We start from the raw sequence: 12,162 nt of genomic DNA on the forward strand, positions 1-12,162 counted from the left end.
TTGGAACTCAGGCAGCGAGAGGCCTTTCTGAAACTGGACGGCACTGCGCGACATGGGCTAACTGGTATATGCGTACCAGTCTATGCGACCAGTTCGCCCTGTGCGGAGTGAGCTGGGTAATCACGTTTGGATTTGGCCTTGTCTGGCTACAGCTACTTACATCGCTTTGATGACTGCGCTGGCCAGGGCTAGTGGTATCAGTTATCTGTTGTTTCCAGAGCTGGGGGCGCTCGCCTCTGTTGTGCTTGCCGATCCGCTCAGCAGCTGGGCCCGTTCCCCAAAACTCCTGGCTCTCACGCCCGTATTAACTGCTGCGCCTGGAGTGCTGGTCACCCGCACCCTGCCCTACGGCCCCACCGCGCTGATATTGGATCTGGCGATCTGCTTGCTTGTGATCCGGCTTCTACGCTCGCCGGTTATTCCGGCAATTTCGGCCGGGGTATTGCCCTTGGTGTTGGGAATTACGAGTTTTTTGTACCCGCTGGCGATTCTGGTGGGCACAGGTGGGCTGGCCCTAATCGTCATGCTTCGCTCTAGATTGATTCCGCCGCCGGCTCGGGCTCAAGTCTCCCCCTCGGTGCCAACTATCTCAACTTTGATTGCCACCCAGTCCTGGTTGCATAGGGTTCCCTGGCTGCTGCCTTTGGCTGTTTTCTTGCTGGGAGCTCTGGTAATGGTCCAGCTGCTGGGATCCCACTTGGTTTTGTATCCCCCTTTGCTGGTGATTGCCTGGGAGATGTTGGCTCATGCTGATGAATGTCCCTGGCAAGGCCGCTCCTTAGCCGTCCTGGTGGTTACTGCTGGAGCGGCGGTTACTGGAATTGTATTTGTGCTGGCTCTGGGGGGCAGTCCGCTGGCCGCATTTTTGACTGTTTTGGTTACTGCGTTGCTGCTCAGGTTGGCTCGCCTTCGTTGTCCTCCTGCCTTCGGTTTGGCCCTGCTGCCCTTCGTAATTCCTGCACCCACGCTCGCCTATCCCCTCCTCACCTTGGCCGGCACCGCCTGGCTGATGTTGGTGGTGAAGCTCGATCAGATCCTCAAGATCCGTTTCTGTAACCCACAATGAACTCACCCGGTTCAGTTGCCATGGCTCCTGCTGCTGTTCATCACCTTGGCCATGTGGCACTGCGGGTGCAGGACATGGAGCGGGCCAAGGCCTTCTATGTCTCCCTGGGCCTGCAGCTCTGCTGGGATGCCCCCGATTGGGCCTATTTGCAGTGGCCTGGGGCCGGCACGGGCTTGGCCCTGCTCAGCCCTAGTTACAAGGCTGCCGGGCCCCATTTTGCTTTCCATTTCCGCGACCGCTCCGAGGTGGATGCGGTGCACGCCCAGCTTGTGGCGGCCGGCTGTTCCTGCGGCCCAGTGCATGACCACCGTGACGGAACTGCCAGCTTCTATCTCCAAGACCCAGAAGGCAACTGGCTCGAGATGCTCTACGAACCCCCTGGCGGCATCCCCTCCAACCTGCCCGGGTGAACGACGTCACTGCCCCATTGGCTCCAATTCAGCAGGAGGCCCTGGAGCTGCTCGAGTGGCCGCGGCTCGCTGAGCAGCTGGCCAGCTTCGCCAGCACAACTCCAGGCCGCTGTGCCTGCCTGGAGCTGGCCCTGCCCGCTTGCCTCGCTGCCAGCCGCAGCCTGCTCGCTGAAACCACCGAGCTGCTTGGTCTCGACGGGCTGCTGGAGGGGGGTCTGAGTTTTCAGGGAGTTGCCGATATCGCGGCGCTGGTGACACTCTGCGCCAAGGGCGGCACTGCTCCGGGCGAGGAGTTGCTTTCCTTGGCTACCACTCTGGCTGCGGCCCGCCGGCTGCGGCGCCAGATCGACGATCCCCAGCTGCGGCCGGTCTGTACGGCACTGGTGGCCGAGCTGCGCACCCTGCCGGAGCTGGAGCAGCGGCTGCATTTCTGCCTTGAAGAGGGCGGCCGGGTGGCAGATCGGGCCAGTCCGCCCCTGGAGGGATTGCGGCGCCAGCTGCTTGGGGCCCGTTCAGATCGGCGTGATCGATTGCAGGAGCTGATGCGCCGCTGCGGCGCCATGCTCCAGGACACGGTGATCTCGGAGCGCAACGGCCGTCCCGTGCTGGCTGTGAAGGCTGGCGCTGCCGCTCAGTTGCCAGGGCTGGTGCACGACAGCTCGGCTTCGGGACAAACGGTGTTTATCGAACCCCAGGCGGTGATTGCCCTGGGCAATCGCATACGCGACCTGGAGGGGCGCGAGCGGGAGCTGGAGCGGGCCGTGCTGACGGCCCTGAGCGCCCAGGTGGGCGAGGAGGCTGAAGCTCTGGCCGCACTCCAGCAGGTGCTGGTGCGCCTGGATGCGGGGGTGGCTCGGGCGCGCTACGGCCAATGGTTGGGGGCGGTACGCCCGGAGCTGGCAGACGACCCCAGCGCGCCCTTCGAGCTGCGTGAGCTGCGCCACCCCCTGCTGCTTTGGCAGCAGCGGCGTCAGGGAGGCCATGCGGTGGTGCCCGTGAGCCTGCTGGTGGCAGGGGAGTTGCGGGTGGTGGCGATCACGGGCCCCAACACCGGCGGCAAAACCGTGACCCTCAAAAGCGTCGGCTTGGCAGCTCTTATGGCTCGGGCGGGCCTATTCCTGCCCTGCAGCGGCACACCGCGGCTGCCCTGGTGCAGCCAGGTGCTGGCTGACATCGGCGATGAGCAATCGCTGCAACAAAACCTCTCCACCTTCAGCGGCCACATCCGCCGCATCGCCCGCATCCTCGAAGCTCTTCCTGGGTCTGGCGCTGCTGGCGGCGCCTCCCTGGTGCTGCTCGATGAGGTGGGGGCTGGCACCGATCCCCTTGAAGGTTCGGCCCTTGCCACGGCCCTGCTCAAGCACCTGGCCGATCGGGCCCGGCTCACGATCGCTACCACCCACTTCGGTGAGCTCAAGGCGCTCAAATACGCCGATCCACGCTTCGAGAACGCTTCGGTGGCCTTCGATGTGGACACCCTCTCGCCTACTTACCGGCTGCAGTGGGGTATCCCGGGCCGCAGTAACGCCCTGGCGATTGCCCGCCGGCTGGGGCTGGGGGAGCCGGTGCTGGAGCTCGCCGCCGCCCAGCTGGAGCCCCTCGGTGAGGGCGAGGTGAACCAGGTGATCGCCGGCCTTGAAAATCAGCGTCAACGCCAGCAGGAAGCCGCCGAGGAGGCAGCCGTCCTACTGGCTCGCACTGAGCTGTTGCACGAGGAGTTGCTGCTGCGCTGGCAACAGCAGACTCAGCAGAGCGCCGAGCTACAGGAACAGCGGCGCCAGCAGTTGGAGCTCTCGATTCGTCAGGGACAGAACGAGGTAAAGCGCATCATCAGGAGGCTGCGCCAGGGGCGTGATGGGGCAGAGGTTAGTAGCGCCGCCCTAGGCGAAACCGCCCGCCAGGCTGGCCAGCGGCTCAAATCGCTTGAGCAGCAGCACCGCCCCACCCCGGAGCGGCGCGAGCACCGGGGCTGGATGCCCGCCGTTGGTGATCGGGTGCGGCTGTTATCGCTGGGCAAGGCTGGTGAGGTGCTTTCCATCACCGATGACGGACGGGAACTCACGGTGCGCTGTGGGGTGATGCGGCTGACCCTGGAGCTGGCTGGCATCGAGGGGCTGCATGGCGAAAAACCCTCACCCCCTGAGGTGCGCGTGCAGGTGAAGGGTCAGAGGGGGCTGGGGGGCCGGGGCCCGGATGTGCGCTCCGAGCGCAACACCGTTGATGTCCGCGGCCTGCGGGTGCATGAGGCCGAGGCGGCCTTGGAGGAGCGGCTGCGCGCCGCCAATGGTCCCGTGTGGGCGATCCACGGCATCGGCACGGGCAAGCTCAAGCGCGGCCTGCGGGCCTGGTTGGCAACCGTGCCCTACGTGGAGCGGGTGAGTGATGCCGAGCAGGGCGACGGCGGGGCTGGCTGCAGCGTGATTTACGTGAAATAGGGCAGGGTCGGCTCCAGGCTTGCGGGCTCAGGGGGCAGGGGCAGGGCCTCGCCGCTCGCATCAAACAGCCGCCAGCCACGGGGATCTATATCGAGGTTCAGGCTGGCCCCCGGCGGCAGGATTGTTTCAGGGCCGACCCGCACCTGCACCAGGTGACCGCCCTCCTCCAGTCGGCAGGTGAGTAGTTGTTCGTTGCCCAGGGCTTCGCCATGGCTCACCTCGGCCCGCAGGTTGCGGTTGGTGGCGGGAGCTAGCTGGAAGTGCTCGGGCCGCAGTCCGCCAGTGAGCTCCTCCCCTGCCCGTGATGCCAGCATCTCGGCCAGGGGCCCCTCAACCGCCAGCTTGCGGCTGCCCAGTTGCACCTGGCCCGCACCTATGGCGGTTACCGGCAGCAGATTCATGGGCGGGCTGCCGATGAACTGGGCTACAAACAAATTGGCGGGCCACTGATAGAGCTCCATCGGTGTGCCGAGCTGCTGCAGCCTTCCGGCATTGAGCACGGCGATCCGGTGCCCCATGGTCATGGCCTCCACCTGGTCGTGGGTCACATACAGGGTGGTGGTGCCCAGGCGTCGTTGCAGCTCAACGATTTGGGTGCGGGTGCCGGTGCGCAGCTTGGCGTCGAGGTTGCTGAGCGGTTCGTCCATCAAAAACACCGCCGGCGCCCGGGCGATGGCCCGGCCCAGGGCAACCCGCTGCTTCTGGCCACCGGAAAGCTCCTTTGGCAGCCGATCGAGTAGCTGGCCGAGCTCCAGGGTTTCCGCTACCTCGGCGATGCGCTGGGCGATGCGCTCCTCCCGCCGTGAGCGCAGCCGCAAGGGCCCTGGCAGCCGCCTGGTGGCCAGGTGCAGGCTGTCTTGAAGCTGCTCAAGGGCCGTGCGGTTGCGGCTGCGGCGCAGGCCGAAGCCGATGTTGCCGGCCACCGTGAGATGGGGATAGAGCGCGTAGCTTTGGAAAACCATCGCCACGTCCCGCTGGGCTGGACGCAGCGAGCTCACGGGCCGATTGCCCACGTAGATCTCCCCCTGGCTGGGCTGCTCTAGGCCAGCCAGTAGGCGCAGAAGGGTGCTTTTACCGCAGCCGGAGGGTCCAACCAAGACCAAAAATTCGCCGTCCTGAATCTGTAGATCCAGCTGGCGCAGCACCTGCACCGGATCACCACCGCGCCGGGGTGGGTAGGTCTTGCTGACCTGCTGGAAGCGAACCTCTGCCAAGACGGGCCTTCAGACGGCGCGATCCTAGGTTTGTTCCAATGCAATTCATCGATCAAGCCCGCGTAACGGTCAAGGCCGGCCGAGGCGGCGACGGAATCGTGGCGTTTCGCCGCGAAAAATATGTGCCAGCCGGCGGCCCTTCCGGCGGCGATGGCGGCCGTGGTGCCGACGTGCTGCTGGTGGCTGACGCCAACCTCCAGACCCTGCTGGATTTCAAGTACAAGCGGCAGTTTTTGGCGGTCGATGGTCGCCGGGGCGGCCCCAACCGCTGCACCGGTGCCAGCGGTAACCAGCTGGTGATCAAGGTGCCCTGCGGCACCGTGGTGCGCGATGCCCGCACCTCAATTTTGCTAGGTGATCTCACCGATGCGGGTGAGGAGCTACTGGTGGCCTTTGGTGGCCGCGGCGGCCTGGGCAATGCCCACTACCTCAGCAACCGCAACCGGGCCCCGGAGAAGTTCACCGAGGGGCGGGAGGGAGAGGAGTGGCTGCTGCAGCTGGAGCTCAAGCTGCTGGCTGAAGTTGGCATCATCGGTTTGCCCAATGCCGGCAAGAGCACCTTGATTTCGGTGCTTTCGGCAGCTCGGCCCAAGATCGCCGATTACCCCTTCACCACCCTGGTGCCCAACCTGGGGGTGGTGCGCCGTCCCAGTGGTGACGGCACCGTCTTTGCCGATATTCCTGGTTTGATCGCTGGAGCGGCCCAAGGGGCAGGGCTAGGGCACGACTTCCTACGCCACATCGAGCGCACCAGGCTGCTGATCCACCTGATCGATTCCAGCGCTGAGGATGTGGTCGCCGACCTCAACGTGGTTGAGGGGGAGCTCACGGCCTACGGCCATGGGCTCGACCAGAGACCCCGCCTAGTGGTGCTCAACAAGATCGAATTGCTCGATCCAGCCAGCCTTGAAGAGCTGGTAGAGAAGGTGAGCCAGCAGGTGCAGGCCGCTGGAGGCTTGCCCGTTCTGGCTATTTCAGCTGCGGCCTCCAAAAATTTGCCTCAGCTGCTGGCCGCGGTGTGGCAGCAGCTCGGCATCATGCAACCCTAGGCAATTAAGCCTTAGGCAGTTCAGTCGTCGTAGACGCGGCACTCGGGGGCAGAAGGGTTCAGGTCACAGAACACTTCCAGTGGGGTTGGGTCGTGGCTGTCCTCGGGATGGTGCTCTTTGAACTCCTTGAGACCTTGGAGCTCTTCCTCCAAGTGGCGGACCTTGCCTAGGTCGCCAGCAGCCTTGGCGGCCTCGATCTCGCTCTGGTCTTTCTGGATGTGCTCGTCGATGCTTTTCATTCGGATACCGGTCACTAGATACCGGAGCTCGTCGCCGATCACCTTACGGGCGCCTGTTCTGGATCGACGCCCCGAGGCTGCACCGCTAACTCTTTGAGCACCGCCAATGGCGCCGGGAGCTGAGCTTTGGTGATGTGTTGGATTGACAACAATGTGCGCCCAGCGTTCTCCGCGCTGCTGCCAGCCCTGGCTGCGGCCCCCGTTTCACCCCGCCAGCTCGCTGAGTTCGAGCCAGCGCTCCTCGCCGCAATGGATGCGCTCAGTTAACGCGGCGAGCTCCTGGGTGAGTCCCTCAAGGGCGGCGTAGTCGCTGCCTGAACTGGCCAGGGCCAGCTCCAGGTCACGGCGCTGCTGCTCCCAGGCCGGCAGGTTTACCTCCAATTCGCCCAGCTCCCGGCTCTCCTTAAAGCTCCGCCGCCGCGTCTGGGTCTTGCTGGCTTGGGGCGCTACCGGGGCTGGATTCTTGGGGTTCTTGGGTGCGGCCTGGCGGGTAGAGCTCGCTTCTAAGTAGGCGCTGTAGTTGCCCTCAAAGCGCTGCAGCTCGCCATTCTCAAAGCAGAACAGCCGATCCACGGTGCGATCGAGGAAGTAGCGGTCGTGGGAGACCACCACCACGCAGCCGCGAAAGTCTTCAAGGAAGTCTTCGAGCACGCTCAGGGTCTGTACGTCCAGGTCGTTGGTGGGCTCGTCGAGCAGCAGCACGTTGGGGGCCTCAATCAGCAGCCGGCAGAGATGGAGCCGCCGCCGTTCGCCGCCGGAGAGCTTGGCCACCGGTTGGTGCTGTTGGGCTGGTGGAAACAGGAAGCGCTCCAGCAACTGGGAGGCGCTCAGCTCCTCGCCGTCCACTGCCACCCGACTGGCGGCAGCTTGAACCACCTCCAGCACCTTCTGGTCGGGCTTGAGCAGCACATCGCTGTGCTGGTCGAAGTAGGCGAGCTTCACGGTCGAGCCCAGCTCCAGGCTGCCGCTGCTGGGTTGGCGCCGGCCGGCGATCACCTCAAGCAGGCTTGACTTGCCCACCCCGTTTGGGCCAATGATGCCAACCCGGTCTTCCGGGCTGAAGTCGTAGCTGAAGGCGCGCAGCAGGGCCCTGGTCTCAGGTCCTTCGCCCACACTCACCTCCAGGTCCTCGGCGGTGATGGCCCGCTTGCCGAGCCGCCTGCTGGTGGTGGCCAAGCTCACCTGGCCGCGGCCCTGCCGCAGAGGTGCCTCCCGCATCGCCTCAATTCGCTGGATACGGGCCTTCTGCTTGGTGCTGCGGGCTTTGGGACCCTGCCTGAGCCAGGCCAGTTCCCGCCGCAGCGTGCCCTTGAACTTGGCGGCTGAGGCCGCTTCAGATGCCTCCTCTTCAGCTTTATGGGTGAGATAGGTGGCGTAGTTGCCGTCGTAGCTGCGGGCCAGGCCCCGATCTACCTCCACGATCCGGCGGGTGACCCGATCGAGCACGTAGCGGTCGTGGGTCACCAGCACCAGGGCGCCGGAGAAGCGCTCCAGATAGCTCTGCAGCCATTCCACCCCGTTGGCGTCGAGGTGGTTGGTGGGCTCATCCAGTAGCAGCACGTCCGGCTCGGCCACCAGGGCTGCAGCCAGGGCGACCCGCTTGCGATAGCCGCCGGAGAGGTCGCCCACCTTGCGTTCGATGTCGGCGATGCCTAGCCGCTCCAGCACCTCGCGGCACTGCTGCTCCAGCCCCCAGGCATTGAGCTGATCCATGCGGCCATGCAGGTCGCTGAGCTGGGCCAGGGCGATGGCGTTGTCGGGGCCATCAGCCACGGCCTGACTCAGGGCCGTGTGCTGCCGCAGCAAAGCCATCTTCTCGCCGCTACCGGCAAACACCTGCTCCAGCACGGTGTGCTCGGGGTCTAGCTCGGGCTCCTGGTCTACGAGCACCACCCGGGTGCGGGGGGCGCAGCGGCGCTGGCCGCTGCCGAGGGGCTCATTGCCCGCAAGCACCTTCAACAGGGTGCTCTTGCCGGCCCCATTGGGACCGATCAGTCCGAGCCTCTCCCGCTCGCCGATGTGCAGGGTGAGGCCCTCAAACAGGGTGCGGATGCCGAAGTCCTTACTGGCTTCCACCAGGCTGATCAAACTCAAAGTGCAGCCTCCTCAGCTGTGCCAGCTTGGCCTTTGAGGTAAGCAAACACGCTCTTGTCGCCCACATCAGCCGCGGCGGGCATGGGGAACTTGCGCAGGCACAGCACCAGCAAAAGCCCGCTCTCCAGGGCCAGCAGGGCCGTGGTGATTGCTCCTGGCAGCAAGCCGCTGAGGTGGCCCAGCAGGGCGATAGGCAGCAGCAGGGTCACGCCGATCGCCTCCGGTCGCCTGAAGCAGAAAAATTCCTTGAAGCCAACCCCCGCCAAGGCAGCGAAAAAGGGGCCAATGGCCAGGATCCAGAGGGGCTGGCTGGCCAGGGCCGGCAGCATGGCGCCGGGGCCGCTGCGGATCGCCAATGCCAGGCCCCCCAGGCAGCCCAGTAGCCAGAAAAGCTGCAGGGCCCGGTGCAAGGGCACTAAGTAAATGTGAATCCAGCGCAGGGCTAGTCCCAGCCCTGCAGCCATCAGCAGCATCCAGGGCCAGAGCTGGTCGGCTCCCAGCTGCCGCCACTGCACTAGCAGGCCCGCTTGGCCAATGGCCACCGCCGTGAGGGCAAGGCGGTAGCCGAGCACCTCCCTCCGGTCGGTGGCGTCAATCGTGTAGGTGCCGTACACCCCTTCAAATATCGGATCAGTCATGGATGGGCACGGCCTTGCACCAGTGTGGCGAGTGGCGGCCCGGCCGGGATGATTCCCGAGGGATGGAGGGGAAAGAGGGCGCCGAAGTAATCGCTGCGCCAGGCCTCCGGGAAGCAGGTCTCGGCCACGCCGGGCAGGCTGTAGAAGCGCCGGCGCCAGTCCCATAGGGCTGGAAGCTGCCAAAGGGGTAGGCGGCTGCAACCAAATAGGGGCGCATAAACCAGCTCCAGCCGGATCAGGGTCGGGAAAAGCCCTATGTCGGCCAGGCTCAGTTGGGCTCCACTTAGCCAGGGAGATTGCTCCAAGGCCCCATTGGCATCCAGGAGCGCTGCAAACAAGGCCGTCTCGGCCCGGTCGTAGGCAGCCTGGGTGCGGGCGAAACCACAGCGGTACACCCCGTCGTTGACGTCGCCCTGCAGCCGCGTGCGCCACTTCTTTGTGGCTTCCTGCTGGTTATGGGGCTCCAGATCGAGCCCTGCTGGAGCGGGCCAGCGGTTGAGCAGCTCGATCAGCCTGGCGCTCTCCGTAACCAGGATCCGCCGCTCACTGCGGGAATAAAGCGCCGGCACCGTGGCCCGCTGCCCCGGATCAGAGCCTGATTGCTGGTAGAGCTCGATCAAGCTGGCGCAGCCTTCGAAGGGCTCGGCAAAGCGCCAGCGCCCCTCGGCTGGATCGGGGTCCACCACCACCAGGTTGATGCTGCTGCCCAGTTGGCGCAGGCTCCACACCAGCCAGGCCCGGTGGGCCCAGGGGCAGCTGCGCCCCACAATCAACACGTGCCCATCAGCCGCGCCGGCTTCGCTGGGCAGGGGCGGCAGCGCCGTGAAGGCTCCGCTGGGACGGCGGTAGTTGCCCTCGGCATCAGCCGGTCCCAGGCCACCCATTAACTGTTGCCATTGCCAGTGCCAGACCGCGCGGGCCGTGCGCACCAAGGGGGCGGGGGGAGGCATGGTTGCGGGGGCGGCAGAGCTCTGAATCTGCGTCAGGCTGGGGCCGAAATCCATTTCTGGCCTTCTTCTTTTTGATCAGCCAAATCGTCAAACCGGCCCAGGTGCTGGTCGTGGCCGGCACCCACGGCAATGAACGCAACGCCCCCTGGCTGCTGGAGCACTGGCGCCGCCAGCCCGAGGCCCTGCAGCGCCACGGCCTTGATGTGGCGTTGGTGCTTGGCAACCCAGCTGCCCACAAAGCCAATCAGCGCTATGTGGAGCGGGATTTAAATCGCTGCTTTGCTCCCGAGCTGCTGGCGGATTCCTCGAGAAACGAAGCTGATCTGCAGCGCGCTCGCCAGCTGCTCGCTTGCCATGGCCCTGATGCTGAATCCCCTTCGCTGGTGGTGCTCGACCTGCACAGCACCACCAGCGCTATGGGTAACTCCTTGGTGCTCTATGGCCGGAGGCCGGCCGATCTAGCTCTGGCAGCGGGTTTGCAGGGGGAGCTGGGGCTGCCGATTTACTTGCACGAGGCCGATGCTTCCCAAACGGGTTTTTTGGTTGAGCGCTGGCCCTGCGGCCTGGTTATCGAGGTGGGTCCGGTGCCCCAGGGGGTTATCCAGGCTCCGATCTGCCGTCAAAGCCAGCTCGGCGTTGAGGCGGCCCTGGCCGTGTTGGCGGCAGCCCAGCGAGGCCGCCTGAGGCTGCCGGCTGAGCTGGTGGTGCATTGCCATCTGGGCAGCTTGGATTTGCCGCGCCATCCAGATGGTTCACCTGCCGCTTGCGTGCATCCGGAGTTACAGCATCGCGACTGGCGTCCCTTGCGTTCGGGAGATCCGGTGTTTGTCGATCCCTGCGGCAAGGAAATTGGCCTGGCCCTACCGCCGGATTTGGCGGGGGAGTCCGTTTGGCCCGTCTTTGTGAATGAGGCCGCCTACGGCGAAAAGGGAATTGCCCTAAGCCTCACTCGCAGGGAGTGTTGGCCGGTTGGGCCTGACTGGTTGCTGGCTCTAACAGACATTGCCTCCCAGTTGGCTCAACGCGGGGCGCCGTTGTAATCGATGCCAAGGACGGTGCGCCCGTCACTGGAGATGCGGATTTCGGTTTCCACCGAAGCCGCCAGATTTAATTGCTGCCAGCCAGGCGCGCCGCCTAGGAAGCGAAAGAGATAGCCATCACTGGTTGAGCTGATCAGGCATTTGTTGCCGGCGCCCGCCGTTTCAAACATGCACTTGTCTGGTCGGTAGAGCCCCAAGCCCCCGTTGCTCTGCACTGCGGTGTTGCGAGCCAAGTTGAGGGCCCGCACGGCGCTGAATGGAACGGGTGCCTCCGTCTGGGCCCGGGCCGGCGCGGAATTCACAAATGAAAGGCTGCCAGCGCCCAGGCAACTGGCCACCAACAAGCCACCCGCCAGCAGTCGCGGACTCAACAACGTCGCTGCTGAAGCAAAAGGTGAACCCATGGGTTTATCGACGTGACAGATCCAGCTCAACGCAGCGGCTCTGTCAGTGTCAAGGCGACTTAACCACACACCAAGGTGGCCTGCTCCTTGGTGCAGGGCAGGTCGCTCTTGCTGCCATCAGCCCAATAAACGCGCAGGCGATCATCTGAAGTGCCGCTGCGGTACGTCAGGGATTTGATCGCTCCAGCCGGGGGCTTGCCAGCTGGGTCGGCGCCGTTAGCGGCGGGCGCCGCGTTGAGCTTTTGCTCTAGCTGCTGAATCTTTACTTCCAACTGCTCCTGGCGCTGCTGCAGCTTTTGCAGCTCTGCCGATGGTTGGCGCTGACAGCCAGCAGAGAACAGGCAGGCTGCGGCCACGGTTGCTGTGGCCAGGCTGGCCCGTAGAGGCAGGGCTTTAAATCGAACGAGCAGGGCCATGCCGGAGACGCATCCTGAGCTGTCCTCTGCTTAGCAGTGGGCCGGCCCGCTGGCTACGGATTGCCGCCGCCACACCCCGGCATAAGCGTTACTTATGGGATTCATCAGCAGGGCTTTGGCGCCTCCCGGTCAGCCTTCTCACTAATCCCGCAATCTTCCGTTACAGTCCTGTTACGCAAGTTTTTGCGCTCGACGGGATTCCGTCTG

At 64.8% G+C, this 12,162-nt stretch carries 12 protein-coding genes; 5 read left to right on the forward strand and 7 right to left on the reverse strand.

Translation table 11 applies throughout. The features are described from left to right. Positions 1-169 precede the first annotated feature (169 nt). Genes KBY83_RS14570 through KBY83_RS14580 form a run of 3 tightly spaced genes read left to right on the forward strand, consistent with a single transcriptional unit; the run spans position 170 to position 3,911 of the window. Complete coding sequence (locus KBY83_RS14570; RefSeq protein ID WP_255020296.1) at positions 170-1,066, forward strand: hypothetical protein; 897 nt, start codon at positions 170-172, stop codon at positions 1,064-1,066. Positions 1,067-1,086: 20 nt separating this feature from the next. Then, positions 1,087-1,476 (forward strand): VOC family protein, encoded by a 390-nt coding sequence (locus KBY83_RS14575; RefSeq protein WP_255020297.1) that lies wholly within the window; start codon positions 1,087-1,089, stop codon positions 1,474-1,476. After that, positions 1,473-3,911 (forward strand): endonuclease MutS2, encoded by a 2,439-nt coding sequence (locus tag KBY83_RS14580; protein WP_255020298.1) that lies wholly within the window; start codon positions 1,473-1,475, stop codon positions 3,909-3,911. The genes KBY83_RS14575 and KBY83_RS14580 overlap by 4 nt, the downstream gene beginning before the upstream one ends. On the opposite strand, the gene KBY83_RS14585 is transcribed toward KBY83_RS14580, so the two are convergent. Next, positions 3,899-5,125 (reverse strand): ABC transporter ATP-binding protein, encoded by a 1,227-nt coding sequence (locus KBY83_RS14585; RefSeq protein ID WP_255020299.1) that lies wholly within the window; start codon positions 5,123-5,125, stop codon positions 3,899-3,901. The two genes, KBY83_RS14580 and KBY83_RS14585, sit on opposite strands and share 13 nt — an antisense overlap. A gap of 38 nt (positions 5,126-5,163) precedes the next feature. Between KBY83_RS14585 and obgE the strand changes: the two genes are divergently transcribed. Beyond that, the gene (gene obgE / locus KBY83_RS14590) at positions 5,164-6,174 is read left to right on the forward strand and encodes a GTPase ObgE (protein WP_255020300.1); all 1,011 of its coding nucleotides are present in this window, start codon (positions 5,164-5,166) and stop codon (positions 6,172-6,174) included. A gap of 20 nt (positions 6,175-6,194) precedes the next feature. Here the strand turns inward: obgE and KBY83_RS14595 are convergent, their stop codons facing one another. From KBY83_RS14595 to KBY83_RS14610, 4 genes are all read right to left on the reverse strand, one after another. Then, positions 6,195-6,413: a CP12 domain-containing protein gene (locus KBY83_RS14595; RefSeq protein WP_106632635.1), complete on the reverse strand. Its 219-nt coding sequence runs from the start codon at positions 6,411-6,413 to the stop codon at positions 6,195-6,197. 204 nt (positions 6,414-6,617) lie between these two features. After that, entirely contained in the window at positions 6,618-8,507 is a 1,890-nt protein-coding gene (locus KBY83_RS14600; protein ID WP_255020301.1) for an ABC-F family ATP-binding cassette domain-containing protein, read from the reverse strand. Further along, the gene (locus KBY83_RS14605; protein ID WP_255020302.1) at positions 8,504-9,145 is read right to left on the reverse strand and encodes a DUF2301 domain-containing membrane protein; all 642 of its coding nucleotides are present in this window, start codon (positions 9,143-9,145) and stop codon (positions 8,504-8,506) included. Before KBY83_RS14605 ends, KBY83_RS14600 begins: the two co-directional genes overlap by 4 nt. Then, on the reverse strand, positions 9,142-10,095 hold the full coding sequence (locus tag KBY83_RS14610) for a glutathione S-transferase C-terminal domain-containing protein (protein ID WP_255020303.1): 954 nt from the start codon (positions 10,093-10,095) through the stop codon (positions 9,142-9,144). Before KBY83_RS14610 ends, KBY83_RS14605 begins: the two co-directional genes overlap by 4 nt. 71 nt (positions 10,096-10,166) lie before the next feature. Between KBY83_RS14610 and KBY83_RS14615 the strand changes: the two genes are divergently transcribed. Beyond that, entirely contained in the window at positions 10,167-11,135 is a 969-nt protein-coding gene (locus KBY83_RS14615; RefSeq protein WP_255020304.1) for an aspartoacylase, read from the forward strand. On the opposite strand, the gene KBY83_RS14620 is transcribed toward KBY83_RS14615, so the two are convergent. Both KBY83_RS14620 and KBY83_RS14625 read right to left on the reverse strand, forming a co-directional pair. Beyond that, entirely contained in the window at positions 11,114-11,539 is a 426-nt protein-coding gene (locus KBY83_RS14620; protein WP_255020305.1) for a hypothetical protein, read from the reverse strand. The genes KBY83_RS14615 and KBY83_RS14620 overlap by 22 nt on opposite strands. A 59-nt stretch (positions 11,540-11,598) precedes the next feature. Beyond that, positions 11,599-11,955, reverse strand: a complete 357-nt coding sequence (locus tag KBY83_RS14625; protein WP_106632617.1) for a hypothetical protein — start codon at positions 11,953-11,955, stop codon at positions 11,599-11,601. Between the last annotated feature and the right edge of the window lie 207 nt (positions 11,956-12,162).

Source organism: Cyanobium sp. WKJ7-Wakatipu (assembly GCF_024345355.1).
In the GTDB taxonomy this organism is placed as follows: Bacteria; Cyanobacteriota; Cyanobacteriia; order PCC-6307; family Cyanobiaceae; genus Cyanobium_A; species Cyanobium_A usitatum.

What these genes read in the sequence shown, in the direction of transcription:
- obgE (WP_255020300.1), top strand. Translation starts at nt 5,164, where the DNA reads ATGCAATTCATCGATCAAGCCCGCGTAACGGTCAAGGCCGGCCGAGGC.
- KBY83_RS14605 (WP_255020302.1), bottom strand. Translation starts at nt 9,145, where the DNA reads ATGACTGATCCGATATTTGAAGGGGTGTACGGCACCTACACGATTGAC.
- KBY83_RS14625 (WP_106632617.1), bottom strand. Translation starts at nt 11,955, where the DNA reads ATGGCCCTGCTCGTTCGATTTAAAGCCCTGCCTCTACGGGCCAGCCTG.
- KBY83_RS14575 (WP_255020297.1), top strand. Translation starts at nt 1,087, where the DNA reads ATGGCTCCTGCTGCTGTTCATCACCTTGGCCATGTGGCACTGCGGGTG.
- KBY83_RS14595 (WP_106632635.1), bottom strand. Translation starts at nt 6,413, where the DNA reads ATGAAAAGCATCGACGAGCACATCCAGAAAGACCAGAGCGAGATCGAG.
- KBY83_RS14620 (WP_255020305.1), bottom strand. Translation starts at nt 11,539, where the DNA reads ATGGGTTCACCTTTTGCTTCAGCAGCGACGTTGTTGAGTCCGCGACTG.
- KBY83_RS14610 (WP_255020303.1), bottom strand. Translation starts at nt 10,095, where the DNA reads ATGCCTCCCCCCGCCCCCTTGGTGCGCACGGCCCGCGCGGTCTGGCAC.
- KBY83_RS14570 (WP_255020296.1), top strand. Translation starts at nt 170, where the DNA reads ATGACTGCGCTGGCCAGGGCTAGTGGTATCAGTTATCTGTTGTTTCCA.